At 55.8% G+C, this 25,307-nt stretch carries 24 protein-coding genes, 1 tRNA gene and 1 other RNA gene; 13 read left to right on the top strand and 13 right to left on the bottom strand.

Going from position 1 to position 25,307, the window contains the following annotated elements; all coding sequences use genetic code 11:
* Positions 1-5: 5 nt before the first annotated feature.
* The 4 genes from QEZ52_RS11880 (at position 6) to QEZ52_RS11895 (ending at position 4,329) form a co-directional block, all read left to right on the top strand.
* Positions 6-968: an alpha/beta fold hydrolase gene (locus QEZ52_RS11880; protein WP_406644562.1), complete on the top strand. Its 963-nt coding sequence runs from the start codon at positions 6-8 to the stop codon at positions 966-968.
* 99 nt (positions 969-1,067) lie between these two features.
* Positions 1,068-2,561 carry an arylsulfatase gene (locus QEZ52_RS11885; RefSeq protein WP_406644563.1) on the top strand — a complete coding sequence of 498 codons (1,494 nt, stop codon included), beginning with the start codon at positions 1,068-1,070 and terminating at the stop codon, positions 2,559-2,561.
* Positions 2,562-2,651: 90 nt separating this feature from the next.
* Entirely contained in the window at positions 2,652-3,101 is a 450-nt protein-coding gene (locus tag QEZ52_RS11890; RefSeq protein WP_406644565.1) for a hypothetical protein, read from the top strand.
* Positions 3,094-4,329 (top strand): HlyD family secretion protein, encoded by a 1,236-nt coding sequence (locus tag QEZ52_RS11895; RefSeq protein WP_406644566.1) that lies wholly within the window; start codon positions 3,094-3,096, stop codon positions 4,327-4,329. The genes QEZ52_RS11890 and QEZ52_RS11895 overlap by 8 nt, the downstream gene beginning before the upstream one ends.
* Positions 4,330-4,937: 608 nt before the next feature.
* Here the strand turns inward: QEZ52_RS11895 and QEZ52_RS11900 are convergent.
* The 11 genes from QEZ52_RS11900 to QEZ52_RS11950 form a co-directional block, all read right to left on the bottom strand.
* A tRNA-Ser gene (locus QEZ52_RS11900) sits at positions 4,938-5,027 on the bottom strand.
* Between the two features lie 55 nt (positions 5,028-5,082).
* On the bottom strand, positions 5,083-5,802 hold the full coding sequence (locus QEZ52_RS11905; protein WP_406644568.1) for an alanyl-tRNA editing protein: 720 nt from the start codon (positions 5,800-5,802) through the stop codon (positions 5,083-5,085).
* Positions 5,799-8,219 (bottom strand): DUF3772 domain-containing protein, encoded by a 2,421-nt coding sequence (locus QEZ52_RS11910; protein WP_406644569.1) that lies wholly within the window; start codon positions 8,217-8,219, stop codon positions 5,799-5,801. Before QEZ52_RS11910 ends, QEZ52_RS11905 begins: the two co-directional genes overlap by 4 nt.
* The gene (locus QEZ52_RS11915; RefSeq protein WP_406644570.1) at positions 8,216-9,250 is read right to left on the bottom strand and encodes a cysteine synthase A; all 1,035 of its coding nucleotides are present in this window, start codon (positions 9,248-9,250) and stop codon (positions 8,216-8,218) included. The genes QEZ52_RS11910 and QEZ52_RS11915 overlap by 4 nt, the downstream gene beginning before the upstream one ends.
* A gap of 60 nt (positions 9,251-9,310) precedes the next feature.
* A complete protein-coding gene (locus QEZ52_RS11920; RefSeq protein WP_406644572.1) occupies positions 9,311-10,444 on the bottom strand; it encodes an NUDIX domain-containing protein in 1,134 nt (377 codons plus the stop codon).
* Between the two features lie 24 nt (positions 10,445-10,468).
* Positions 10,469-10,909: a TrgA family protein gene (locus tag QEZ52_RS11925; RefSeq protein ID WP_406644573.1), complete on the bottom strand. Its 441-nt coding sequence runs from the start codon at positions 10,907-10,909 to the stop codon at positions 10,469-10,471.
* 12 nt (positions 10,910-10,921) lie between these two features.
* Positions 10,922-12,130: a class I SAM-dependent methyltransferase gene (locus QEZ52_RS11930; protein ID WP_406644574.1), complete on the bottom strand. Its 1,209-nt coding sequence runs from the start codon at positions 12,128-12,130 to the stop codon at positions 10,922-10,924.
* Between the two features lie 77 nt (positions 12,131-12,207).
* Positions 12,208-13,626: a cryptochrome/photolyase family protein gene (locus QEZ52_RS11935; protein ID WP_406644575.1), complete on the bottom strand. Its 1,419-nt coding sequence runs from the start codon at positions 13,624-13,626 to the stop codon at positions 12,208-12,210.
* A 27-nt stretch (positions 13,627-13,653) separates the two neighbouring features.
* The gene (locus QEZ52_RS11940) at positions 13,654-14,880 is read right to left on the bottom strand and encodes an aminotransferase class V-fold PLP-dependent enzyme (protein WP_406644576.1); all 1,227 of its coding nucleotides are present in this window, start codon (positions 14,878-14,880) and stop codon (positions 13,654-13,656) included.
* A gap of 282 nt (positions 14,881-15,162) precedes the next feature.
* Positions 15,163-16,155, bottom strand: coding sequence for an acryloyl-CoA reductase (acuI, locus tag QEZ52_RS11945; RefSeq protein WP_406644577.1), 993 nt, complete (start codon positions 16,153-16,155; stop codon positions 15,163-15,165).
* A 130-nt stretch (positions 16,156-16,285) separates the two neighbouring features.
* Positions 16,286-17,380, bottom strand: a complete 1,095-nt coding sequence (locus QEZ52_RS11950) for a dimethylsulfoniopropionate demethylase (RefSeq protein ID WP_406644578.1) — start codon at positions 17,378-17,380, stop codon at positions 16,286-16,288.
* 241 nt (positions 17,381-17,621) lie between these two features.
* Here QEZ52_RS11950 and QEZ52_RS11955 point away from each other — a divergent pair, with 241 nt between their 5' ends.
* The 6 genes from QEZ52_RS11955 to QEZ52_RS11980 all read left to right on the top strand — a co-directional run bounded on the left by QEZ52_RS11955 (position 17,622) and on the right by QEZ52_RS11980 (position 21,980).
* The gene (locus QEZ52_RS11955) at positions 17,622-18,380 is read left to right on the top strand and encodes a FadR/GntR family transcriptional regulator (protein WP_406644579.1); all 759 of its coding nucleotides are present in this window, start codon (positions 17,622-17,624) and stop codon (positions 18,378-18,380) included.
* Positions 18,377-18,763 (top strand): ectoine synthase, encoded by a 387-nt coding sequence (locus QEZ52_RS11960; RefSeq protein WP_406644580.1) that lies wholly within the window; start codon positions 18,377-18,379, stop codon positions 18,761-18,763. Before QEZ52_RS11955 ends, QEZ52_RS11960 begins: the two co-directional genes overlap by 4 nt.
* Before the next feature lie 42 nt (positions 18,764-18,805).
* Positions 18,806-19,159: a transfer-messenger RNA gene (ssrA, locus tag QEZ52_RS11965) on the top strand.
* Between the two features lie 192 nt (positions 19,160-19,351).
* Complete coding sequence (locus QEZ52_RS11970; protein ID WP_406644581.1) at positions 19,352-20,158, top strand: chromate resistance protein ChrB domain-containing protein; 807 nt, start codon at positions 19,352-19,354, stop codon at positions 20,156-20,158.
* Positions 20,155-21,429: a chromate efflux transporter gene (gene chrA / locus QEZ52_RS11975; RefSeq protein WP_406644582.1), complete on the top strand. Its 1,275-nt coding sequence runs from the start codon at positions 20,155-20,157 to the stop codon at positions 21,427-21,429. The genes QEZ52_RS11970 and chrA overlap by 4 nt, the downstream gene beginning before the upstream one ends.
* A gap of 92 nt (positions 21,430-21,521) precedes the next feature.
* Positions 21,522-21,980 (top strand): SspB family protein, encoded by a 459-nt coding sequence (locus QEZ52_RS11980; protein WP_406644583.1) that lies wholly within the window; start codon positions 21,522-21,524, stop codon positions 21,978-21,980.
* A gap of 141 nt (positions 21,981-22,121) precedes the next feature.
* Here the strand turns inward: QEZ52_RS11980 and QEZ52_RS11985 are convergent, their stop codons facing one another.
* Positions 22,122-22,685 (bottom strand): hypothetical protein, encoded by a 564-nt coding sequence (locus tag QEZ52_RS11985; protein ID WP_406644584.1) that lies wholly within the window; start codon positions 22,683-22,685, stop codon positions 22,122-22,124.
* Between the two features lie 220 nt (positions 22,686-22,905).
* Between QEZ52_RS11985 and fumC the strand changes: the two genes are divergently transcribed.
* From fumC to QEZ52_RS12000, 3 genes are all read left to right on the top strand, one after another.
* A complete protein-coding gene (fumC, locus tag QEZ52_RS11990) occupies positions 22,906-24,300 on the top strand; it encodes a class II fumarate hydratase (protein WP_406644585.1) in 1,395 nt (464 codons plus the stop codon).
* A 323-nt stretch (positions 24,301-24,623) separates the two neighbouring features.
* Complete coding sequence (locus QEZ52_RS11995; protein WP_406644586.1) at positions 24,624-24,788, top strand: DUF4169 family protein; 165 nt, start codon at positions 24,624-24,626, stop codon at positions 24,786-24,788.
* Positions 24,785-25,003: a ribbon-helix-helix domain-containing protein gene (locus QEZ52_RS12000; RefSeq protein ID WP_406644587.1), complete on the top strand. Its 219-nt coding sequence runs from the start codon at positions 24,785-24,787 to the stop codon at positions 25,001-25,003. The genes QEZ52_RS11995 and QEZ52_RS12000 overlap by 4 nt, the downstream gene beginning before the upstream one ends.
* Here the strand turns inward: QEZ52_RS12000 and QEZ52_RS12005 are convergent.
* Positions 24,989-25,276 (bottom strand): hypothetical protein, encoded by a 288-nt coding sequence (locus tag QEZ52_RS12005; protein WP_406644588.1) that lies wholly within the window; start codon positions 25,274-25,276, stop codon positions 24,989-24,991. The two genes, QEZ52_RS12000 and QEZ52_RS12005, sit on opposite strands and share 15 nt — an antisense overlap.
* Between the last annotated feature and the right edge of the window lie 31 nt (positions 25,277-25,307).

Below are 25,307 nucleotides of genomic sequence, written 5' to 3' on the forward strand. Positions count from 1 at the left end.
AGACGATGAAGTTCACATCAATACCTGGAGAAATCTTCAACGAATTCATAGCGTCAGGTTTGATGCTCATAACACCCGAATATCGAGCGCTGAAAGCTGTTCAGAAAAGGTCCAGCGATAAAATGGACGCGTTGACCGATTACAAGATGAGCTTTCAGTTCATGACCATCAAGGGTCTTCGCCTCAGGTACTCGGTTGCCGGCAACGAAAGCGGTCCGGCAATACTCTTTCTGAGTCCGCTACCGCAGAGCATTCGTTGCTTCGAACAAATCTGGCCAAGTCTTGCCAAAAAGTTCCGGTTGATCGGGCTCGACCTTCCCGGCTTTGGCCGGAGCGAGGGCGGCCACGAGGTAATGAATACCGAAGCTCAAAGCGAAATCCTGGATCTGTTTGTTCGCGAGCTTGGTATCGCGGATTTCCATTTGGTTGGACCCGACGTTGGCATGCCGGTTGCGCTGCACTACGCTATTCATCGTGATCATCGTTTAAAGAGTCTCGTGTTGGGTGACGGACCCTGCGTCACCCCATCGCATAATGGTTCGATCATCGACCGGGCCGTCACTTCACCCTTGTGGCGCTTGATATTCAAGATTGGAGGGGCCGGGCCATTCGTGGTTGGCGCCAACAAGCTGGCCTATGTAAACTATTCTCCTAGTGATGACGAGGTAGAGGATTATTTTGCGTCATACCGCGGCAGGATACCTGCGATCATGCAATGGTTCAAAGCCTATCCAGAAATCATTGGCACAATTGAACCAAATCTTCCCGAAATTGATCTGCCGATCCAAATCTTTTGGGGGGAGGATGACAAACTCTTGCTCGTGGAAACGGCGCATAAATTTCAGGAGCGACTCAAAAACGCGAAACTTCGAGTTTTTGAGGAGTGCGGGCACTTCTCATATCAGGATAAGCGAGAAGATTTCGCTCAAATGATCAACGATTGGGTCGATGGTGGCCATGCTGAATAAGCGCCGCGCTGAAGTGGCGAAGGCAAATAATGGACTTGGAGTGTTATGACCAAATTCTCGATTAGAAGCGTAATAGTTGCAACTCTGATGACAGGGGTCATGGGAGCTGCATTTGCCGAAGAGCGGAAGCCTAACATTCTAATCATTACCAGTGATGATACGGGAATTTGGGATCTCAGCTTCAATCACAGAGGTTCAAGAGGTTACAATACACCGAACATTGATGGTTTGTTCGAAAACGGCATGGCCTTTACGGACTACTATGCCGAGCAATCATGTACCGCAGGGCGCTCCGCCTTGATCACTGGTCAGGCAACAATTCGAACTGGCCTCGCAAAGGTGGGCTTGCCCGGCGACAAGAATGGAATGAACGAACAGAATCCGACGATAGCCACGGCTTTGAAGGATCAGGGGTATATCACTGCGCAATTTGGCAAGAACCATCTGGGCGATCGCGATGAACACTTGCCAACAATGCATGGGTTCGATCGCTTCTTCGGAATATTGTACCATCTGAATGCGTACAACGAGTTAGAAAACGAAGATTATCCCGGAAATCCAATTTTCAGGGAAAATCTTGGTCCTCGAAATCCTGTCAGAAGTGTCGCAAACGATGATGGGACGCAGACGATTGAGGATATGGGCCCTCTGGATCGGGAACGCATGAAGACCTTTGATGACGAGGTGCTTTCCGAGGGTTTTGATTTTCTGGAACTGGCAAAAGCAAGCGACCAACCGTTTTTCCTTTGGATGAACTCTACCAGAATGCACTACCCCACCTACGTGCCTGATGAGTGGAAAGGAGTGTCTGGACAAGGCAAATATGCCGACGGTTTGTTGCAGCATGATGCATGGGTCGGCTCTCTTCTGGGAAAACTGGATGATCTTGGTTTCTCGGAGAATACCATAGTTATCTATCATGCCGACAATGGCCCTCAGACAAGCCTATGGCCTGATGGCGGGATTACTCCCTATCGGAGCGAGAAGTTCACCAACTGGGAAGGTGCATACCGTGTTCCCGGAGCGGTGCGATGGCTAGGCCGCATTCCGTCTGGAACGGTGTCCAACGAGATTATGTCCAATCTTGATTGGTTCCCAACACTGCTGGCAGCCGCAGGCGAAGCAGACATTGTTGAGAAGCTGAGGGAAGGCCATGAGCTAAATGGGAAACCATATCGTGTGCATCTGGATGGCTACAATCAATTGCCTCTGTTGACCGGCGAAACCGATGAAGGTGCTCGACAGGAGTTCTTCTATTTTACTGACAACGGAGGTGTGGCGGCCATGCGTTTCCGTGATTGGAAGCTGGTCTTTAGCGAGCAACGAGGCACTGCCTTGGGCGCTTGGCAAGAGCCTATGATCCCGCTCAGCTTCCCAAAGCTCTACAACCTCAGAACAGACCCCTTCGAAACAGCAGACTTCAACAGCAACAGCTATGACCAGTGGGCATTTGACAGAACGTTTGTCGGCGCGATCGCTCAAGCCACGGCCAGGGACTTTTTCAGGAGTCTTTTGGCGTTTCCGCCGCAACAGGCAGCGTCGTCGTTCAATCCAGAGGTCATCCTGCAGCGTATCCAGTCAAACAACAACTGACGCGAAAATCATGGGCGGGCTCAAATGGTTTGTAAATGCGCCTTATAGGCATCGCACTATCGCAGCAGATCCGAGACAGAGGAATAAAGTATGAGTACTCTTTCTGAGACACAAAGCATGCACCCATTGGCGACGGGCAATTTGCCGTCGTTTTTTCCTTCGAGCGACGGAAGCGACTTATTGTTCGTCCTGGTCGTGGTTGCAATTATTGGAATTTTCGTAGTCGCAGGCGCCGTGTACTTTACACTTCATTCCGTGCCGGAAAATATCGCACATGAAGCTGGCCATGCCCAGTTTCAAGTGGTGGGGATATTGGCACTGCTTGCATTGTTCACGCACAATAATCTGTTTTGGGTGATTGCCTTGGTCATTGCGGCTTTCAAGTTTCCCGACTTCTTGACCCCGATCAAATCCATAGCTCGATCTCTCAACCCGCTGAAATCGATTGCGTCATCTCTTGACGCAATTCGGCTTTCTGTTTCTACGCCCGGCGATGAGAAGACTGCCCTGCCCAAAATAGAAAGTGACGAAAATGCTTGAGTTCCTGCTTTGCTCTTTAGTCACAATTTTCCCTGATTACCTGTTTCGCCGTTACTGGCAAGGCAAGAAATGGGGGCAGGAGATAAACCTCTTCTCGGTATGGTACGAGCTGAGATATGGCTTGACGACATGTCTGCTTCTTACGCTGGCCTTGATCACCGTAGTTTTCTACTATCACCCATCTGCCACTAATGTCCGCTCGTTCTTTCGGACGGTCACAATTCTCCCGGAAACGGGGGGGCGGGTGTCTGAGGTATTGGTCGAAAACGGTCAATCTGTAAAAGGTGGCCAGCTTCTTTTCCGCCTAGACAGCGCGAGTCAAGAGGCGGCAGTTCTCGCGGCCAAAACAAGAATTCTGCAAACCGAAGCTTCGATCCCTGTAGCCGAGGCGAACTTGGCGGCTGCCAGTGCTACAGTAGAAATGGCGAAGGCTAATCTGGCGCAAGCAGAATATGACCTTGACCAGGAAAGAGAACTTGCTGACAAAAATTCCAGTGCAGCTCTCGAACAGCGACTGGTGAGAGCGTCGAATCTGGCTTTGGTGAGGCAGAACGAGTTGGAAGCTGCCAAGGCCAATCAGCTTGCCGCTCAAGAGCGTTTGAAGGAGCAAATACCTGCTGAATTGGAGACTGCAAAAGCGTCCCTGGAACAGGCGGAAGCAGAGCTCGCGAAAACTTACATCTACGCGGGTGTGGATGGTTCAGTCGAGCAGTTCACTTTGCAGGTGGGAGACTATGTCAATCCGATCTTGCGCCCTGCAGGGATTCTGATCCCTGAAAAGTTCTCCAGCAATAAGCGATTCCTAGCCAGTTTCGGCCAGATTTCTGCGCCTGTTATCAAGGTGGGAAGCTACGTCGAAATGTCCTGCCTTTCCAAACCTTTCACTGTAATTCCAATGGTGGTGGTCGATATTCAGGATGTTCTACCCTCGGGGCAGATCAGGCAGGAGGACCGTCTTCTTGATCCGCAGATTGGCCTGTTGCCGGGCAGCCTAACGGTTTTCCTGGAGCCTGTTTATCCTGGCAGTGTCGACGAAGTTTTAACCGGGTCCACGTGTCTGGCGAATGCATACAGCAATCATCATGACGTTCTACACGAAGGTGACGTTGGTTCTGTCGAGCGGGTCTATCTACATGCCGTGGATACGCTTGGATTGGTGCACGCGATTATTCTCAGAATTCAAGTATTTATGCTCCCAGTGTTTTCTTTGGTCTTGAGTGGCCACTGATCTGGAATTCATTAGGGAAATGATCGGAGACCATGGCGAGACATCCAGCGCTGGCGCAACGAACGGCCGCCTCTGGCTTCGGCCATTTTGACCGTTTTGAACGACCGCTAACGGGAAATCATGCTGCTCCACCACAACTGGCTCAGAAATTAGGCCGTCGTGCAGAAGTCAATTTCGCTGCATCAGCGACCGGCAGAAGAGTCCGCACCCCAGTCGTTCGTTCAGGCCGCAGCGAATGTCGGCTCCTCGATACTCAGGCGTCAATCCGCCAATCGCGCTTGGCATGGCGATCGGGTCCTGTTCCCATCAAGACTTCGCACCAACGCGCACAACCACGCCGCCTTCGGGTGTCTCTGTTCGCATTGATAGCGGTCGAGCCCGCTTCAACTGCGGCGCAACCTATTTTCGGCAAGCAACTGAAAAGACAAACATTTTTGAATGCGTCTCGATTTGGGTGAAGGGCGGGTGGAAAGAGACGCGGAGCGTTCAGAGACCGATTTCGGCGGAAACGCCAGTCTCCGAAAGTCGGATGGCCTCGCTAAACCCCTTTGAAACAAAAAGAAAAAAGGCCCCGTCAGGGACCTCATATCGGGTTCGCGAATGGTTTGTGGCGGACAGACAGGGATTCGAACCCTGGAGACGGTCTCCCGCCTACACACTTTCCAGGCGTGCGCCTTCGACCACTCGGCCACCTGTCCTTAGGGCGGTTATGTGCCCCAAGCGCCCGGGGTTTGCAAGAGCGAAAATGCCGGTTTAATCAGCTAAATGAAGGTAAACGCGACGGTTCTGTTTGCCTTTCTTTTCCACCTTTCCCAACCGGATTTGTCCGATCTCGCCTGTGCGGGCCACATGGGTCCCGCCGCAGGGTTGCAAATCGACCTGTTCATCGCCCTGCCCGATCTGAACCAACCGGATTCGCCCTGCGCCGCGCGGCGGCGAAACGGACATGGTTTTTACCAATTGCGGGTTCGCATCCAGTTCGTCTTCGGTGATCCAGCGCTCACTGACCGGCAGATCCCGGTCAATCAGTGCCTGGAGTTCAGCTTGCAACGCGTCCTTGTCTTGCGGTGCCTCTGGCATGTTGAAGTCCAGACGTCCTTTTTGGGGTCCGATGGCACCGCCAGAGACTTCGAGCGGGACCACCACCGACAACAGATGCAGCGCGGTGTGGATGCGCATATGGCCAAAGCGTGTTTCCCAGTCGAGTTCTTGGGTCACATGGGTTCCAACTGGAGGAAGGACATCTGACTGGTCAGGAACCAACACAATATCGGCCCCGTCGCCCTTGACCGTGGTGGCAACCTGCATTTCGCCACTGTCCCAACGCAAAATGCCCACATCCCCGGGCTGACCGCCGCCGGTCGCATAGAAAACCGTCTGATCCAGAACCACTCCGCCTTGGTCCGTGTGTGACGCGACCTGACCCATTGCCTTCCGGCAATATGCATCGTCGCGAAAGAGCAAGCTGGTCATGTATTCTCTCCACTGTCGGGATCTTGTTCCGCCACCGCGCCCAGATCGTCAGCATCCGGTTGCATCAGAGGCGATTGCGTGTCCACTTCAGACACCGAGGAGCCCCGCCCTCCCAGTGCTTCGGGATTGCGCAACCATACGTCACGCTGTGCAAATGGAATCTCGATCCCTTCGGCGGTGAACCTCTGGGAGATTTCATAGTTCATGTCCGAGCGCACCGACAAAACCCAGTTCACATCGCGCAAAATGGCGCGAATTTCGAAATCGAGACTGTCTGCGCCAAATCCCTGAAACACCACCGACGGGGCCGGATTGTTCAGCACCATCGGGTGCCCGGTCGCGATTTCCTGAAGGATCTTTTCCACTTTTCTGGGATCTGTTCCATAGGCCACACCGACCGGCACAATCACCCGCCCCACCGTGTTGCCACGGGTGTAATTGGTCACGGTCCCGGTGATCAGATCAGAATTGGGAACGATAATATCGGATCGGTCAAAGGTTTCGATCCGAGTCGAACGCACCGAGATATCGCGCACATACCCCATCAGCCCATTGACCTCGATCCAATCGCCTTTGGAAATCGGACGTTCGACCAAAAGGATGATCCCGGACACGAAATTCGAAACGATGGTCTGCAGGCCAAACCCGATACCGACTGACAGCGCACCGGCAACGATGGCAATCGAAGACAAATCAAACCCGGCCCAGGTAATGGCGATCAGAGAAGCCAGAAAGATCCCGATATATCCGACCCCGGCAACGATGGCGTTCTGGCCACCGGGATCAATCCGGGTTTTGGGTAACAGCGAATTTCTCAGGCTCGATTGGATCAGCCGCGTCAGCATATACCCGGCCGCAAAGATGACAGCGAACAGCATAAAGTTCGTCGGAGAGATCTGGACATCCCCAATGGTGAACCCATCCAGGAATTTCGACCAGATTTCGGTCAGGTCCGCAATCCGCGCGCCCCAGATCAACGCCAGGATCGGCAAGGCCACCGACGCCAGAACGAACCCGGCCAACACTGCCGTTAGGGATTCCCGTGCTGCAACGCCCTTGCCCGACAACCAGCCATAGAGATCCCCAAGGAACCGTTGGATGACCAGTAGACTAGCCATCAGGGCGAGCGTCAGAACAATCGGATAGATGATGGCCTCGGCCGCATTCATATACCCAAGCGCGCCCACCAAAGGCGCGAGATAAGCCAACAGATACGACGCGCCACGCAAGAAACGGATCAGACGGTTGGCATTGGCAACAATGGCTGTTGCTCCGTCATCCTGAGCGCGCTGGCGCAATCCATTGCGGTGCAGGCCCAACAGGATCAATGCCGAGAGAAGCACCAGAGGAAAGAACAGAACCGCCCGAGTGGCATCAGAGATATTCTGAAACTGCAACAACTGGCCCAAAGCGTCCTGAAGCACCAGGACAATGGCCAGGCTTTCGATCATCACCCGTGTGCGGGACCGCCGCCCCTCTTGGATCGGAATCAGGTCATTTTCCAACTGGTTGGTCAGCAAACGATCCGACAGCCAATGAAATCCCAAAAGGGTCAAGGCCCAGAACGGGACGGAGTCAAGGATCAGGGAGCCGCGCACGCTGAGCGCACCGGTCAACGATATCGCCTGCGTCAACAGGACCACCCCGACAAAAGGCAGCGCCATCTGCACCAGCGAAACGACAAAGCTCCAGACCCCTGTGCCGCTGCCGCCGTATCCACGCAGATAATCACCCAGCTTTTGCGCCCAAAGTTTGCTGCGAAAAATCAGCCAGAGGGACAACACCAGCAAACCCAAAATGGGCGGCAATCTATTCAGCACCCGTTCACGGGTTGTGTGTGTAGACGCCTGAAGCGTCAATTCGTTCCACAGGCCGCTTGTTGCCTCTTTCAGATCCTTCAGCGCTTGAGGCCAATGTTCCGGGTTCAACGGCGACGGACCCCGTTGTAACAGCTTGGCCTCGCGTCTGGCGCGGATGATTTTGTCGATTTCCGAGATCAGCCCGTTGGCGTGGTTATACGCTTCTTCGGAGATGATCTGAGGCACCTCGAGGTCCAGCAGTTTTTGCTTGAGACTGGCACGCAGCGTTGCAATATCTGCTGAGTCATCGCCAGTTTCGGGCTCTGGCCCCAAAGCGGCCAATTGGGCCTTGAGCGTGACAATCCGGTCATTGTTGCGGGTTCTGGCCTCGTGAAAATCCTGTCGAAATTCGACCAGATCCCGGCGCAAGACTTCAAAGGCAGATTCCGAGGCCCGCCCGGCGTCAATAACATCCTCGGCCCGATCAGAGGTTTTCAGCCACTCCTGATAATAACTCCGGCTCTCTTGGGAAATCTCGGCAAACCCAACGCTGGTGGTGAAAACCACCAGGGCCATCACCGCAGCACAGAACCTCAAAAGAGTGACCACGACTGTCATATGTCCTCGAACACCCCTGGGATGCTGGCCGGCGTGTGTGCCATCCAGTCAGGAACCGGCAGGTCCTTTTCGCGCAGGAATTCCGGGTTGAACAGCTTGGACTGATAGCGGGTGCCATAGTCGCACAACACCGTCACAATGGTATGACCCGGCCCCATTTCGCGCGCCATGCGGACCGCCCCAGCGATATTGATCGCGGACGAGCCGCCGAGAACAAGGCCTTCGTCGTGAAGCAAATCAAAAACGAATGGCAGGGCCTCGGCATCGGGCACCTGATACGACATATCCGGTGTGAACCCTTCCAGGTTCTTGGTGATCCGCACCTGGCCAATGCCTTCTGCGATCGAGCCGCCCTCCATGGCGATTTCGCCTGTGGTGTAATAGCTGTACAAACCTGCGCCCATCGGGTCCGCCAGACCGATCTTGACTCCCTTGGGTTGCAGGGCATCGGCCACTCCGGCCAATGTCCCCCCCGAACCGACCGCACAGATGAACCCATCTACCTTACCATCGGTCTGTTCCCAGATTTCGGGCCCAGTGGTTTCCACATGGGCCTGACGGTTGGCGGTATTGTCGAACTGGTTGGCCCAGATGGCTCCATTGGGTTCGGTTTTGGACAGCTGTTCGGCCAGCCGGCGCGAATAATGCACAAAGTTGTTGGGATTGCGATACGGGGCTGCGGGCACCTGGACCAATTGCGCCCCGGCCAGACGCAACATGTCCTTTTTCTCTTCGGACTGGGTTTCGGGAATGACGATCACGGTCTTGAACCCCATGGACGCCCCAACCAATGCCAGGCCGATGCCGGTGTTGCCGGCCGTGCCTTCGACAATGGTGCCGCCAGGCTTTAGATCACCCCGCGCAATCGCATCGCGAATGATGTACAACGCAGCGCGATCCTTGACCGATTGGCCCGGGTTCATGAATTCTGCCTTGCCCAGGATCTCGCACCCGGTGTCTTCACTGACACGGCGCAGCCGGATCAACGGGGTTTTACCAACGGCGTCAGCCAGATCGCGTGCAATGCGCATGTCGTTCCCTTTCACGTATTCTGTTCAGATGTACCCAAGCGTCGATCCGATCTCAAGCGATCAGTCTGAAACTCCTGCCGTTTGGCGCAGACGGTCGCGATGACGTGCCAACCAAAGCGACGCGGTGATCAGGGGAAGGATGCGAAATTCCTGAGTGTCGACGGCGTGCATCAGTTGGTCAAAAGACAGGATCTTGCTGCGGATATCTTCGCCTTCAGCCGCAACTCCATTGGCACTTCGGACATTGGAAAGATCAGTTACTCCAATGAAAGTATGTAGAAATTCACCAGATGATCCGGTGCTGGAATACGCGCGTGACACAGGTTCAAGCGCATTCAGCGTCACGCCCGCCTCTTCCATCGCCTCACGATGTGCTGTGGTTTCAGGGGTTTCACCTGGTTCCACCAGACCGGCCACCGGTTCCCAGATCCACGGGTTTTGGTCACCGGCAATAAACGTCGAGGCCCGGAATTGTTCGACCAACAGCACCTGATCGCGAACCGGGTCATACGGAAGAACCGCCGCCGCGTGCCCGACAAGGATGGCGGCCCTGTTGATGACCGGGCTCAGATCGCCATCATGGCGGCGATACTGAAGGTCCATCTCTTCCATGGCAAAAAAGTTGAGATAAGGTCGGGTGTGGCGATGAACGACCACATCCCGGCTCAAGTCCCGTTCGCCCGCATCGGACCCGGCCTGCGTGGCAAGCCATGCAGCCGCCCGGATGCGGATTGCATGTATCCGTTGGGCTATGTCTTCGGCGGTCATTCGGCCCTGATAGCTCATCACTTCTTCGGCGGCGCGCATGGACAAGGCACCCCAATTCCGCACCCATTTCTCCAGATCCCAACCTTCACCCGCCTCCCACAGGCCCGGCTGTGGGAAATATACCTGGGCTGGGGCGACTTCTCCGCTAACAAGTTCGATCTCTACCGGTTTGAGATCATAGGAAAATCCACCTTCGTAAAAATTCAGCGCGGCCAGATCCACATCACTCAGCCCGCGGGCCAACAGACCCACGGCGGCTTCTCCGGCGCGGGCTTCAATGGTGGGAAAGACCTGATCCACAACCGCATAGGCACCATGCCCGTGCAATCGACCAGACTGTAAATCCAGCGCATCTGCGGGACGACCCAGAACCAGTTCAAGCAACGGAATATGGCGCAGCGTGCCAAAGAAGAATAGATCAGCCAACGGAAAATCCTTTGAAAGAATATATCAGCGCCAGCGATGCCACGCGCTTTCGGTTGCCAGACCTGCGAGCACACCACCAACCAGTACCGTTGCAATAATATTGGGCACCAGGATCATCAATCCGTATTCGGCGCCAATCTCGAAAATTGCCAGCACGGATTCAAAAGGACCGTCATATCGGTTGCGCATGGCCAACCGGACCATTTCGTACCCACCCTGCACGAACAATCCCCAGAACACCAACGCCGCAACGCCGGTCAACCCGTTGTTGATCGCAGGCACGGTGCCACGCCCGGCCCGTTTGCCCATGACAATCCAGCCGCACAACACCCCCAACGCGATATTCACATATGTGAAATAACCAAAATCCGTTCCTTCGGGCATCAACGGGACCACCATGCCCGAAACCAAAAATGCGATCAGCGCCAGGCTAAGGGCGGCGATTAGTCGGGCGGCGTCGGGCATATGTGGGTCCTGTCAACGATGAGCGATGGTGATCTGCGTTACGTCACAGGTTCCGGTTTTGAAGGCGGCGGCGCAAGAGGTAAGATAGAAATTCCACATGCGCCGAAACCGATCATCAAACCCCATGGCGCTGACGTCGTCCCAACGGTCGTTGAACGTGTCGTACCAGCGCCGCAGGGTTTGATCATAGCTGGATCCGAATTCCACCGACCCGCAGACGCGCATCCCGGATTTGTTCACCTGTTGTTTCAAAACAGTTGGCGAGGGCAACATACCACCCGGGAAAATGTATTTTTGTATGAAATCCACGCCCTTGCGATAAATTTCCCAGCGATAGTCAGCGACTGTGATGATTTGCAGTGTCGCCTTGCCATTGTCGGACAGGCGATCACGAACGGTATCAAAATAAGCAGGCCAGTATTTCTGCCCCACGGCTTCGAACATTTCGATACTGGCCACACCGTCAAAGGTGCCCCGGCAATCCCGGTAATCCTGCATCCGCAATTCAACCAAGTCAGAAAGCCCAGCTTTTGCAATACGTTCCTTGGCAAAGTTGAACTGTTCCTGGCTGATAGTCAAACCAGTGACCCGCAGCCCGCGTTCCTTGGCTGCATATTCGGCAAATCCGCCCCAACCACAACCGATCTCCAGCACATGATCGCCGGGTTTTACCCCCATCTGGTCAACCATGGACTTATATTTGGCGGTCTGGGCGTTTTCCAGGCTTTCCTGTCCGGTTTCAAAAATGGCACTGGAATAGGTCATCGTGTCGTCCAGCCACAATTTGTAGAACTCATTTCCCAGATCATAGTGATACGAGATGTTCTTTTTCGCCTGTTCGCGATGGTTTCTGTGCAACCAGAACCGCATCCGTTCATAGGCCCGGATCAGTCCCTGACCGGGAAATCCGTCATACACGGTTTGTGATCCCATATGGATCAGATCCATGAACGCCTGAAGGTCCGGTGTGGTCCACCATCCATCCAGATAGGCATCCGAAAACCCCAGATCCCCTTCGCGGATCAGACGCGCAAAACAATCCGGGTTTTGCACTTCTATTGCCGCCACCGGACCGGGATGCGTCCCCGTAGATCGAAAGATCCGCCCGTCAGGCAGTTTGATGTCCAGAACGCCCGTATCCAGTCCCGTCTGTACCTTTTCGAATACTCTGGCGAAATAGCGCGGCAGTTCCAATTGACCTTTGGTAGACGTCAAAAGCATTGTCTCCTCCCCTCAGCAATGCTGTAGCAAAGGCTAGGACGGATGTGACAATGTGGCAAGAAAACTGTTTGTGCACCCTATTTTGACAGTGATTTATAGGCATCCAGCGCCCGCGCCCGCCCCTGGGCCAAACTGATAACCGGATCCGGGCGCAGATCCGCGGGCGTCATCCGCCACTGGTACGGGATCGCGTCAAAAAAGTCGGTCGCTGTCTGGGGCGGATGTGTTTGACCTTCGGCAATCCAACGTTGCAGGTAGGTTTGCTTTGGGTCGAACCGATCCCTTTGACGTTCAGGATTGAAAACCCGAAAGAACGGGGCCGCATCGGGACCGGACCCTGCCACCCATTGCCATCCCATCGCATTGCACGCCGGGTCCCAATCCACCAGGCAATCCTCGAACCACTTCATCCCTATTTTCCAATGTACCATCAGATGCTTGCACAGATAACTTGCAGTGATCATCCGCAGCCGATTGTGCATATAACCGGTCGTGTACAATTCGCGCATGGCCGCATCGACAAAATCCACACCGGTCTGTCCCCGTTGCCAAATCCGCGCGCTCTCTGCCTCTTCCCCCAGCCAGGGAAACCGCTCCCAACCAGCGCGCCAGTTTTCCGTCAGAATGTGGGGGGTATGAACCATCAGGTGATAGGCAAATTCACGCCAGACCAGCTGTTTCAAAAACGTTTCGGCCCCCGGGCGACCCTGTGCCATGGCGACCTGCCCGCTGTGCCACATCTGACGTGGCGAAATTTCGCCCCAGGTCAGGTTCTGAGACAGGCGTGACGTTGCGTCCTGACCCGGCAGATCACGATCATTCCCATAGGATGCGATCTGTTCGTCCGTGAACTGATGCAACCGATCCAACGCCGCCGCCTCGCCAACCTGGCAGTATCGCAGCACGACCTGGGCCCCGCGGTTCATGGAGCTGGCCAAATTCCAATCTTCGAGCCTGCCTGAGATCGGCCAGTGCCGAGGGGCCGGAATGCGGCTGGGATCAGACAGGCAGGCCGCGATGCCCAGCGGACGAACGGCCTTCCAGAACGGGGTGAAAACCTTGAAGAACCCACCTGCCGCCGTCTTGACTGTATAGGGGTCAAACAACAACCGCCCGGCGTGCCATCGTGGTGCAACGCCGATGTGGTCCAAAGCGTCCTGAACCTGCAGGTCACGGGCGATCTCGTCCGGATGATAGGCACGGGCGGCAAAGACTTCTTTAGCACCCGTTTCCTGGGCCAGCTGAGACACAACAGTATGCGCATCACCACGCCGAAGCACCAGATCGCTGCCACGGTTTTGCAAAGCCCGTGACAACGCTTCCATCCCAAGCCCCAATCGAAATTTTGGTGCCGCGCCCATCTGTTCGTCCAAAGGATCAAGCACATAGACAGGGATAACCGGGCGCCCCGTCGCACAAGCGGCATGCAGCGCCGGGTTGTCGGTCAGACGCAGATCACGCCTGACCCACCAGATGACCGGGGTCGGTTCATCCATGCGAGCAAATCACTGGACCAAAGACCGTCACAATACCTTCTCCAGGGCGTCCATCAACTGCGCCATTTCCTGTTCCGATGTGTAGTGGGTAAAGCTAAGCCGGAGCACACCATCTTCGGGATCGATCCCCTGTGCTTGCAGCGCACGCACCGCATAAAAGTCACCGCCGCCGGCCATGATACCATATTCGGCCAGCTGCGCGGCCACAGGTTCCGCGGGGCGGTTCAGATGCACAGCCACGGTTGGTGCCCGATTTTCGGCCTCGTCAGGACCCAGCAGACGCACATCGTTGCGCGCCTTTAGCATGTCCAGCAATGGCTGCAGCAACTTGACTTCATGCGCCCGCATCAAATCATGGACAAAGGCCGCCCGTTCCGCTGCTCCTTGGGTCGGGCCGCCGTGGTGATCACACAGGATATCCACATAATCCGCCATGCCGGCGCTCGCGGCCACCTGGGCGTGGTCCGGCCCCGCCGGCGTGAATCGTTTGTACAGGGTGTCCGCGTTGAAGAAATGGGCCTGATTGGGCAACAGATCGCCCAGAGACCGCCGGATCACCATCACCCCCTGATGCGGGCCATAAGTTTTGTAGGATGAAAACAAATAGATGTCCGGACCCAGCTCTGCAACGTTGGGCAGCCCATGTGGTGCATAGGACACGCCGTCCACACAGACAAACGCGCCGATGGCATGGGCCATTGCGCTCACTTCAGCAACTGGATTGATCTCGCCGACAACATTTGAGCAATGCGGAAAACACACCAGCCGAACCTTGTCGTCCAACAGCTTTTCCAGATCGCCCGGGTCCAGATGCCCGGTTTGCGGATCCAGCTGCCATTCGCGAACTTCGATCCCGGCATCGGCCAGACGCCGCCAGGGGCCGGTATTGGCCTCGTGGTCCTGGTTGGTAACAATGATCGCATCACCCGGTGACAAAAACTGTCGAAACGCCTGCGCCAGAACATAGGTGTTCTGAGTGGTTGACGGCCCAAAGCTCAACTCGTCCGTTTCAACGCCCATCATCGCAGCCAACCGCGCGCGGGCTTCGTCCATTTCGGCCCCACCCAGGGTCGACGCCTCGTATGGGGCATAGGGTTGGACCTTGCGTTGAGTATAAAACCGCATCAACCGGTCCAAAACCGGCTTGCAGGTATAGGATCCTCCCGCATTCTCAAAAAACGCCTGCCCTTTTAGGCTCGGCTCGGCAAAGGCCGGAAACTGCGATCGGACGAATTCAATATCCAAGGTGGTCATGTCTGTCTTTTCCTCAAGTTCGAGTCCACTTCCCGGCAAACACCCCACGTTCAAGGCGATCCCGGAACATGGCAGGTCTTCCAGCCGAGCCGTGGCCCCGTCATGGATCGAGGCAAACAGGCAGCCCCGCGCTGATTCTCAGACGTCAGGACAAGGCAAATAAAACCCGCCGATGCGTCAGGGTCAAATGCCGAATTTCAGATCGCACCGTCACAGACCACGATGCGAAACAGGCCGCACGCGTGATCGCACGGCCTGTCCTTTCCACCAGACGTCGCGAGATCAGGCGTTGACGTCCACAACAACCCGCCCCTTGACCTGACCGTTCAGGATATCAGAGCCCAGTTTTGGCAGGTCCGACAAGGTTGCCGGGTGAACCATGGCTTCCAGCTTGTCCATCGGCAGATCTTTGGCAATGCGCTGCCAGGCCCGAACACGGTTGGCATAGGGCTGCATCACGGAATCGATGCCCAACAGGTTCACCCCGCGCAGTAGGAACGGAATCACCGTTGCAGGCAGCCCCGCACCGCCTGCCAAACCAACCGACGCCACCGAGGCCCCGTATTTCATCTGCCCCAGAACCCGCGCCAGCATCGGACCGCCCACGGCATCAATACAACCAACCCAGTTTTCGCTTTCCAGCGGGCGCTTCACGGTCTCGTTGATCTCTTCGCGGGCCACGATCTGGGTTGCACCCAATGATTTCAGATACTCCGCAGTTTCAGGACGTCCTGTAACCCCGGCCACTTCGTAGCCCAGATTGGCCAGAATGGCGGTCGCCACGGACCCGACGCCGCCGGCAGCCCCTGTAACCAGAACCGGTCCATGCCCAGGCTCCATCCCATGATCCTCTAGCGCCATAACGGCCAGCATCGCGGTAAACCCGGCTGTGCCGACCGCCATCGCCTGGCGGGTGGTCAACCCTTCGGGCAGTGGCACCAGCCAATCGGCCTTGACCCGCGCCTTTTGCGAATACCCACCCCAATGGGCCTCTCCCACGCGCCAGCCGGTCAGAACAACCTTGTCCCCCGGTGCGTATCTGTCATCCGAACTGTCTTCGACGGTTCCAGCCAAATCAATGCCCGGAACATGGGGGTATTTTCGAACCAACCCGCCACCGGGACCGATGCACAGGCCGTCCTTGTAATTCACTGTCGAGTAATCAACAGACACTGTGATTTCGGCCTCGGGCAGTTGGTCCAGGTTCATCTGTTCGACTGCGGCGCTGGTTTTGCCGCTGTCTTCGTCCTTGTTCACAACAAGTGCATTGAACATTGTCTTTGTCCTTTCCTTTGTGACCCCGATCGGGGTCCTTTCTGTCCATGGTCCATGGTCCATGGTCCATGGTCCACACAGTGCGTTTCTCTTGTTAAGAGACCACCCAGTGCGTCCAATGTGGATCCATTTAACGCCAGAACGATTTCTGCACCGTGGCGCGGCGCATTCCGTTGCTGGTTTCAACTTCGGTCACAGTTCCCGCATCCCAATGCGTGCGATCAACCATGCCAATTGCGACCGTGGTCTGAAACTCTGGCGACCAGATCGCCGAGGCCACCTGCCCGACCTGTTTGCCATCGGCAAACATTGGCCAGACATCGCTGCACATGCCGGTTTCGCCTTCGATCGCGACGGCGCGGATCATCCGGTCCGGCCCATCGCGCAATTGCGCCTCCAGCGCGGATTTGCCGATGTAGTTCTCGGGCGAATTGCAGAATTTGCCCAACCCGCATTCGATGGGCGTGTTTTCGCGGCGCATGTCCGACCCATAACTCAGCAGACCGCTTTCCACGCGTTCGACCTGATTGGGGCAGCCAGCGCGCACATTCAGATCCTGTCCCGCATCAAATAGAGCATCCCACAGCGGCATTCCGTTTTCCGTGCCTTCGACGTAGATTTCAAAACCGCCCTGCTTGGACCAGCCCGACCGCGCGACCACAAATTCCTGCCCCTGAAAGGCCAGCCGTTTATAGCGGAAAAACCGGATATCGCGCACGGCATCACCGAACACCCGCGCCATCAGATCATCAGCCTTGGGGCCTTGGACGCCCAAAGGTGAAACATCGGGTTCGACAATGTCCACGTCAAACCCCTTAGAAATCGCGATCCCCAACGCGAATTGCAGCAGGTCACCATCAGCCAAGGACAGCCAATAGTGATCTGTCGCCAGCTTGATCGACACGGGGTCATTCAACATGCCGCCGTTTTGATCCACCGCAGGCACATAGTAACATTGATCGTCCGCCATCCGGTCCATGTCACGTGGGCTGATCAGCTTCATCAGCCGCAACGCATCCGGTCCCTTGATGCTGACCTGTCGTTCACAGGACACATCCCAAACCTGCACATGCTGCTTCAAATGCGCAGCGTCGAATTCAACAGATTCGAAAACCGTCGGCAGCAACATATGGTTGTAGACCGTGTAACCTTTGACTCCGGCCGCTTCTACGCCCGCAGAAAACGGTGTTTTGCGCACCCGGCGCGATGGAAAGATTTCTGCCATGTCAGTTTCTCCCAAAGGACATGTTCGCGGTGCCAGTCTGAAGGGGCCAGACCGACCAATCCTGACCTGGTCGGATTGAATAACGCGGCGCAATGATGGTGTTCACGACACACTCCGGGTAAACAAAACGGCGACTCAGGTAATGTTTTAAATGTCAGACTTTTAAATGTCAGACAAATGAAAATTGCACAACCTTATATACTCGGCGTAGGTTCGACGGTTCACAGGACAGAGAAAACGCATGAAGATTGATCCAAACAGCACGGCAGATCTGTCGGTGCAGATCGCCCAGGCCATCAAATCCGCGATCATCGATGGTGAATTGATCGTTGATGAACGTCTCCCGTCCGAGGCAGAGTTGGTTGATCATTTCCAGGTGTCCCGCCCCACCGTCCGCGAGGCGTTGAAGCGGTTGGCTGCGCAATCGCTGATCCGCACGCAACGCGGCGCGTCAGGTGGTGCCTTTGTCAACCGGCTAAGCTTTGAGGATGCCTATCCTCAGCAGATTACCACCTCGACCCTGTTGCTGTCGATGAACGAAGTCAGCTTTGACACCGCCTGCGAGGCCAGGTTTGCATTGGAGCGCGCCTGTGCGCCACTGTCGTCGCGACGCCGCACACCGGATCACCTGGCGACCATGCGGGCCGAAATCATGCGCCAAAGCCAACCCGGGCTGACGGATGTGGCCTTTTGCGCCTCAGACGTCGCCTTTCACCGAGCGCTGGTGGACGGGGCCGGCAACCCGGTGCTGTCCTATCAATTGGCCGGTGCCGTCGAAGCGATGCAGCCGTTGATGAACATGATCACCTTTACCGCACGGGACCGCGAGCAAATCGTGGCTTTGCACACCCAGATTGCCGATGCGATGACGGATCAGAATGGCGATCTGGTCGATCAGTGCCTCGAAGAGCTGGCCCATTATACCACGCAACTGGCCCATGACCTGATGGCAGCGCGTGATGCGGCCCGACTGACGACAGAACAGAAAGACCCTGCATGATCATTCGCACATTGGAAGCCGTCGAAAAAACCGACCGTTTCGTTGATTGGGGCAATGGCACCAGCCATCGGTTTCTAGTCTGCGAAGACGGTATGGGATTTACCATGTGCCACACCATCGTAAGGGCCGGAACAACCACGCGGTTGAAATACGAAAACCATCTGGAGGCCTGTTATTGCATCGCAGGATCCGGCACCGTGACCGGCGCAGACGGGCAGGATCATGTCATCAAGCCCGGTACAATGTATGCGTTGGATCAACATGATGATCACACTCTAACTGCATATTCTAAAACAGATTTAGTTCTGGTGAGCGTGTTCAATCCGCCACTGAGCGGACAGGAAACACATGACCCAACGGGCGCTGGGCCATCCGGTTACTAGCCGTCCAAATTCCCCCAGATTCCCGCGTAGCCCAGGCCAAACCATCTTGCAAACCGGTCCAGCGAAGCCTATGTATAACCTGTTCCCTCGGGGACTATGGACATAAATGCGCTCGTAATAAACGGATCGGACCCGGGGGCGGTACCCGGCGACTCCACCAAACATGCTTCATTTGGGCATCATGGGGTCGAAATAGGATCGACGGACGTCTAAAGGGGTTAGCTTTGTCTCGGCTGTCTGCCACCGTTATCGGCGAAAACTGTACAATTGCAAATGACAATCGTGCTCCGGCAATGGCAGTAGCAGCGTAAGCTGTTAATGTCGCCGAAACTTAACTCCTTGGGTTTAGCGACCTAAGGCGGGGTTCGCAGGTACCTGGCAACAGAAACCTGCACTAATCCCCTGCCTTGATTGCATTTCTGTGAAGATTACGAGATGCCTGTGTGTCCGGGCTCCGGTTGACTTGACCCATCCTGCTGCTTCGCGCTAACACTTGGGACATGGGGTCAGCGTCCACCCCGTGAGGCTCAGGCCCAAGGTCGCATCCACTGTAAACCTGTCAGAACCGATGCCAGGAAAGGATGCACCATGCCCGGCTTTACCGAAATTTCCCCCAACAACCTTATGCGATTGATTGGCGGCCCGACCGCGCCGTTGATTGTGGACGTCTCGATTGACGATGATTTTGACGCAGACCCGCATCTGGTTCCAACGGCCTTTCGTCATCCGCACACCGACCTGGACAGATTGACCACCTTGGCACAGAACCGATCCGTGGTCGTCATTTGTCAAAAGGGATTGAAACTGTCCCATGGTGTGGCTGCCACCCTGCGGGCCCGCGGCATTGCTGCACAGATATTGGAAGGCGGGAATTATGGCTGGCGCGATGCCGGGCTGCCGCGCGTGCCGGCCCAGGCCATGCCCGACCTGGCACAGGGGAACACCCGATGGGTCACCCGTCACCGCCCCAAGATCGACCGCATCGCCTGTCCCTGGCTGATCCGCCGTTTTGTCGATCCACAGGCAGAATTCCTGTTTGTCCCCCCCTCGGCAGTGGAAGCTGTGGCCGAACGGTTCAACGCTACACCATTTGACATCGAAGGCGGAGAGTGGAGCCACAACGGTCCTCTGTGCACCTTTGACACCATGATCGACCGGTTCGGGTTGGCGCATGAGCCGTTGAACCGGGTGGCAGTGGTTGTGCGCGCCGCCGATACGGACACGCCCGATCTGTCTCCACAGGCCGCTGGGTTGTTGGCCATATCTGTTGGATTGTCTCGTCTGCACAAGGATGACACAACACAGCTGAACGCAGGACTCGCGATCTATGACGCGCTCTATCGCTGGGCGCGGGATGGGTTTGACGAAGGACATGATTGGCCCGCAAAAAAATGACTTCCCCTACTGATCTGACGTTTCGCGAATTGTTTCGCGTTTTTTGGCGCATTGGCATCCTGTCCTTTGGAGGGCCGGCCGCACAAATTGCCGTTATGCACAAAGAACTGGTCGATGACCGCCCCTGGCTGAGCGAAGAGGCATTTTTGCGGGCCCTATCGTTCTGTATGTTGCTGCCCGGCCCCGAAGCCATGCAATTGGCCACCTATGCGGGGTGGCGGCTCAAGGGCGTCCCTGGCGGTTTGCTGGCCGGAGCGCTGTTCGTGCTGCCCGGTGCCTGTGTCATTGCGGCGCTGGTTGCGGTCTATGCCCAGTTCGGAGAAGTTCCGGGCGTTCAGGCCGCATTTCTTGGGGTCAAGGCCACTGTGATTGCCATCGTGATCCAGGCCCTGACCCGTTTGGCCAAGAAGACCCTGCATGGGTGGCAGGGGATCCTGTTGGCAGGGCTGGCCTTTGTCGGGATTTACGCGCTCAAGCTGCCCTTCCCGATGTTGATTCTTCTTGCGGGCCTGTGGGGCGCTTTCAGCGTCAGGCCTGCGGATCATATACGGATCGAAACAGACACGCGCGCCTCTGCGAGCCTGCGCCAAAGCTTACGCACCCTGTCGCTCTGGGTTCCCTTGTGGTTGGCCCCCCTGTTTGCACTGAGCGCTATGGGGGCAACATTTCTGGCCGATCTCGGGTGGTTTTTTGCAAAACTGGCGGTGGTCACCTTTGGCGGTGCCTATGCGGTTCTGGCCTATATGAGCCAGACAGTGGTCGCGCATCACGGCTGGATATCAACAGGACAGATGATCGACGCGCTGGGCCTGGCCGAAACCACGCCGGGCCCGCTGATTCTGGTCACGCAATTTGTGGCCATGTTGGCCGGGCAACTGGCCGCGGGTCCGGGTCTGGCCATAGCCGCAGGTTTGATTGCGCTTTGGGCAACCTTTGTGCCGTGTTTTCTGTGGATATTCCTGGCGGCGCCCTATCTCGAATCTCTGACCAACCATCCCCGTATCGGTGCCGCGCTCAAGTCGATCACCGCGGCGGTTACCGGCGTGATTCTGAACCTGTCGCTGTGGTTTTCGATCAATGTACTGTTTGACCAGACGGTATTGTGGCAGACAGGTCCGCTGGCACTGGAGTTGCCCGTTTTGGCCTCGGCCAATCCGTCAGCCATCATTATGGCTGCTTTTGCGGTGCCGATTGTCCTGTCAGGTCGGGTGCGGCTGGAACTGGTCCTGATTGCCATGGCTCTGGCCGGTTTGACGCTTCACATTCTGTGACCGTCACACGCCGGAGAATTTAGCATTGCTCGCCCTTTCGTTTTGCTTCAAATCACTTATGCTAACCCTGCAATCTGTATCAGGATCAACGGATGACCCGCACAATAGACTATGGAAATCTCATGCATTCGGCCATGCGTGGCCTGATCAAGACTGTTCTGCAGGATGTGTCAGAGCATGGGCTCCCGGGAAACCACCATTTCTTTATAACGTTTGACACCGGACACCCCGACGCCAAGCTGGCGGATTGGTTGATCGATCGCTATCCCGGTGAAATGACCGTGGTCATGCAGCATTGGTTCGACAATCTGGAGATCGGTGACGAAGGGTTCGGGGTTACTCTGAACTTTGGCGATGCGCCAGAGACCCTTTATATTCCCTATGATGCGATCAAGACCTTTGTTGACCCATCCGTCGAATTCGGGTTGCGGTTCGAAACGGCCGAAGAGGACGATGAAGACCTGGAACCGCTGGAGATTGTAAGGGATGACGACTCTGAGGAACCCCACGCCGACGCCGATGTGGTGTCCTTGGACAGTTTCCGCAAGTAACCTTTTGACATCACGGGTCCCGGGCAGGCGTTGGGATGATTCCAGAGTTTGACGCTCTGGCAACAAAATGCTCTGTTTCCTGATGCAGTCCTGGACCAAGGTCAAAGAACCACGCCCGGGGCGCCCCCGGTTGGTGCTGTTCTAGTTGCGCTTTAAAAAGGCCGAGACAGTTCGCTGTGGCTCTCCATTGCGAACACTCTGAAATTCCAGCTGCAACCCACCGTCGTTCAGAGTCCGGTCAAATTGCTGCAATTCATAATCCCCGTTCTGGTCCACAAACAGCGAGAACACCGTCAGCGTGTCGCCAACGATTCGTCCCCAAACAAACGGCTCACCCTTCATAGGATCCAGCGGTACCGCATGACCAAAGACGTTGCGCTGCATCGCCGCCGAATAGATCCCGTCACGGTCTGACGGTTGGAAGTCCACAGAATACGCCTTGGTTTTCTTTCGACCATCAGATTTGTGAGTGACCGATTCCCACTGCACCTGAAACCCCTTTTTGTACTCAGAAATTGTCACGCTCAAATCGCGGGTTTCTTCGTGTCCAGAAGCATCCTGCATCTGGGCCTGGCCCGAATACTCCCCAACAAACCGTTCGACATCCGCCTGTGCGGCCGATACCGCCAAAAGAAACAAAATGCCTGCTGAAAAGACCAAGTTCAGGGCGGATATGCGAAATGACTGAAAAAACACCAGTGTCACGGCTCCTGTTGTGATGTGAAACTCTCTGGTCAATTTAGTCTTCCGGGCGACAACAGCAATGAGTTTGATCACAGATGAACAAAAAACTGCGCCAAATGGCGCGGTGTCTGACCTCTATACCTCGGCCTCGGATCGTCTATGCTGCGCGCAACTGGCCAATTGCGTCATTCCGGCACTTTGGCTAAACGGCATACAATTGCATACTTGATGGAGATGACGGATGTCCGCTACCCGTACAGAAACCGACAGCTTTGGTCCTCTTGAGGTTCCGGCAGACAAATACTGGGGTGCCCAGACCCAGCGATCAATTATGAACTTTCCCATTGGTTGGGAAAAACAGCCGGTCGCCATCGTGCGCGCGCTGGGCGTGATTAAACAGGCCTGTGCCATGGCCAACAAGGCCAGCGGCAAAATGGACGCAAACATTGCAGATGCGGTCATTCAGGCGGCCAGCGAAGTCGTTGCCGGCAAGTTTGACGACAATTTCCCATTGGTGGTGTGGCAAACCGGATCCGGCACACAGTCGAACATGAATTCAAACGAGGTGATCGCCAACCGCGCCATCGAAATTCTGGGCGGCGTGATCGGAACCAAAGATCCGGTGCACCCCAATGACCATTGCAATATGGGGCAATCCTCGAACGACACCTTTCCCACGGCCATGCACATCGGAACTGCGATGTCCGTCCGCGATGTTTTGTTGCCGGGGCTGAATAAACTGGCCGCCGGACTGGAACAGAAGTCCGAAGAGTTCAAGGACATCATCAAAATCGGCCGCACCCACACCCAGGACGCAACGCCGCTGACCCTGGGTCAGGAATTCGGAGGCTACGCGCATCAGATCCGGATGGGCATTTCCCGCGTCGAAGCCGCCCTGCCCGGCATCTATCAATTGGCTCAGGGCGGCACCGCCGTTGGCACGGGCCTGAACACCGCGCCCGGATGGGCCGAAACCGTGGCCGCCAACATGGCCGAAATCACCAACCTGCCCTTTGTCACCGCGCCGAATAAATTCGAAGCGCTGGCAGCGCATGATGCAATGGTCTTTATGTCCGGCGCTTTGGCCACAGTGGCCGGAGCAATGTACAAGATCGCCAACGACATCCGGTTTCTCGGCTCTGGTCCGCGGTCCGGTCTGGGTGAACTGATCCTGCCCGAAAACGAACCCGGGTCGTCGATCATGCCAGGCAAAGTCAACCCAACCCAAGCCGAAGCGATGACACAGGTTGCCGCCCATGTCATGGGCAACGACGCTGCGATAAAATTCGCAGGCTCGCAGGGGCATTTTGAACTGAACGTCTACAACCCGATGATGTCCTATAATCTGTTGCAATCCATCCAATTGCTGGGCGATGTCGCAGACAGCTTTACCGAACGGATGCTTCTGGGCATTCAGGCGAACGAACCACGCATCGAAAAGCTGATGAAGGAAAGCCTGATGCTTGTCACGGCTTTGGCTCCGACCATTGGCTATGACAATGCCACCAAAGTCGCCAAAACCGCGCATAAGAACGGCACCACGCTGAAGGAAGAAGCCATCGCGTTGGGTTTTGTGGATGAAGCCACCTTTGACGCTGTGGTTCGTCCCGAACAGATGATCGGCCCCAAGGCCTGATATCTCCTGGGTCGCGCTTCAATTTCAGCGCGGCCCACTCCCCCCGAAAAGACCCTGTGGAAACGTCCCCCATGTTGTAGAGTGACCTGCATCCTGCGTCCTCTTGGGCAGGTCTGAATGGGGATGCGGCCTGTTCCGCACCACATTCCAGCCCCGCCTTTCCACCAACCCTGGTTCTTCCCGATTGTCTTCTTTCGATTGATCCCGGACCCGCATCCCCTATTGTCGACATGAGCCCGAGCGAAATTGGCCGATCCGGCCTATTACGCATCCGCTGTGTATTTCGCTTGACCGTTTTGGAGGGAGCCGACATGACAGGAAACGTGATCAACCTGAACAAACGGCGCAAGCTGAAACGGCGGGCAGATAAAAAATCTTTGGCCAAGGAAAATACCGTCAGGTTTGGACAAAGCAAAGCTGAAAGAGACCTGGAGCAGGCACGCGCAGACAGGGACAGTCGGAATTTGGACGGACATAAAACCGAATGAGCGCCCGCCCGCAAAAGCGATCTCTGACGTTGCGAGGGCATCGCACGTCAGTGTCTCTCGAGGACGAATTCTGGGAGGTGTTCCGCGAAATCGCTGCAGCTCAGGGACGCCCAATCAACGAACTGGCCGCCCAGATCGACGCAGATCGCGGAGCTGATCTGGGGTTGGCTTCGGCGATCAGATTGTTTGTCCTGCGTCAATTAAGAGAACGTTAACCCTATTTGTTCGACACTCGGAGCATGGCCCAGCCTCCGTCTTATCCAGTTCCTGCCGATCAATGGCTGCAACAGATCTTTGATGCCAAATCCGCCCGCCGGGGCAGTGTCGTGCGGCGCAAAATCCGTGACATCGAGATGAATGTAGGCCTGGGACGATTCAGATCGGAATTGAAACGGCGTGGATACCATGCAGTCGAGAACGGTGATCAGGTTGTCATTTTCTGCAATAACCAACCAATCCACCTGATTTGTTGAGTGGTCCGTTTCCATAGGCAAAAGTTTTAGAAAAACTTTTACCAAG

It is taken from the genome of Aliisedimentitalea scapharcae (assembly GCF_045277565.1).
GTDB classification, from domain to species: Bacteria; Pseudomonadota; Alphaproteobacteria; order Rhodobacterales; family Rhodobacteraceae; genus Aliisedimentitalea; species Aliisedimentitalea scapharcae.

Bases quoted from the DNA above. Each gene is read 5' to 3' on its own strand.
- QEZ52_RS11950 (WP_406644578.1), bottom strand. From the start codon at position 17,380: ATGGCAGAAATCTTTCCATCGCGCCGGGTGCGCAAAACACCGTTTTCT.
- QEZ52_RS11890 (WP_406644565.1), top strand. From the start codon at position 2,652: ATGAGTACTCTTTCTGAGACACAAAGCATGCACCCATTGGCGACGGGC.
- QEZ52_RS12005 (WP_406644588.1), bottom strand. From the start codon at position 25,276: ATGGAAACGGACCACTCAACAAATCAGGTGGATTGGTTGGTTATTGCA.
- acuI (WP_406644577.1), bottom strand. From the start codon at position 16,155: ATGTTCAATGCACTTGTTGTGAACAAGGACGAAGACAGCGGCAAAACC.
- QEZ52_RS11915 (WP_406644570.1), bottom strand. From the start codon at position 9,250: ATGCGCATTGCACGCGATCTGGCTGACGCCGTTGGTAAAACCCCGTTG.
- QEZ52_RS11895 (WP_406644566.1), top strand. From the start codon at position 3,094: ATGCTTGAGTTCCTGCTTTGCTCTTTAGTCACAATTTTCCCTGATTAC.
- chrA (WP_406644582.1), top strand. From the start codon at position 20,155: ATGACTTCCCCTACTGATCTGACGTTTCGCGAATTGTTTCGCGTTTTT.
- QEZ52_RS11955 (WP_406644579.1), top strand. From the start codon at position 17,622: ATGAAGATTGATCCAAACAGCACGGCAGATCTGTCGGTGCAGATCGCC.
- QEZ52_RS11880 (WP_406644562.1), top strand. From the start codon at position 6: ATGAAGTTCACATCAATACCTGGAGAAATCTTCAACGAATTCATAGCG.
- QEZ52_RS11905 (WP_406644568.1), bottom strand. From the start codon at position 5,802: ATGACCAGCTTGCTCTTTCGCGACGATGCATATTGCCGGAAGGCAATG.
- QEZ52_RS11930 (WP_406644574.1), bottom strand. From the start codon at position 12,130: ATGCTTTTGACGTCTACCAAAGGTCAATTGGAACTGCCGCGCTATTTC.
- QEZ52_RS11970 (WP_406644581.1), top strand. From the start codon at position 19,352: ATGCCCGGCTTTACCGAAATTTCCCCCAACAACCTTATGCGATTGATT.
- QEZ52_RS11960 (WP_406644580.1), top strand. From the start codon at position 18,377: ATGATCATTCGCACATTGGAAGCCGTCGAAAAAACCGACCGTTTCGTT.
- QEZ52_RS11935 (WP_406644575.1), bottom strand. From the start codon at position 13,626: ATGGATGAACCGACCCCGGTCATCTGGTGGGTCAGGCGTGATCTGCGT.
- QEZ52_RS11925 (WP_406644573.1), bottom strand. From the start codon at position 10,909: ATGCCCGACGCCGCCCGACTAATCGCCGCCCTTAGCCTGGCGCTGATC.
- QEZ52_RS11910 (WP_406644569.1), bottom strand. From the start codon at position 8,219: ATGACAGTCGTGGTCACTCTTTTGAGGTTCTGTGCTGCGGTGATGGCC.
- QEZ52_RS12000 (WP_406644587.1), top strand. From the start codon at position 24,785: ATGAGCGCCCGCCCGCAAAAGCGATCTCTGACGTTGCGAGGGCATCGC.
- fumC (WP_406644585.1), top strand. From the start codon at position 22,906: ATGTCCGCTACCCGTACAGAAACCGACAGCTTTGGTCCTCTTGAGGTT.
- QEZ52_RS11980 (WP_406644583.1), top strand. From the start codon at position 21,522: ATGACCCGCACAATAGACTATGGAAATCTCATGCATTCGGCCATGCGT.
- QEZ52_RS11885 (WP_406644563.1), top strand. From the start codon at position 1,068: ATGGGAGCTGCATTTGCCGAAGAGCGGAAGCCTAACATTCTAATCATT.
- QEZ52_RS11940 (WP_406644576.1), bottom strand. From the start codon at position 14,880: ATGACCACCTTGGATATTGAATTCGTCCGATCGCAGTTTCCGGCCTTT.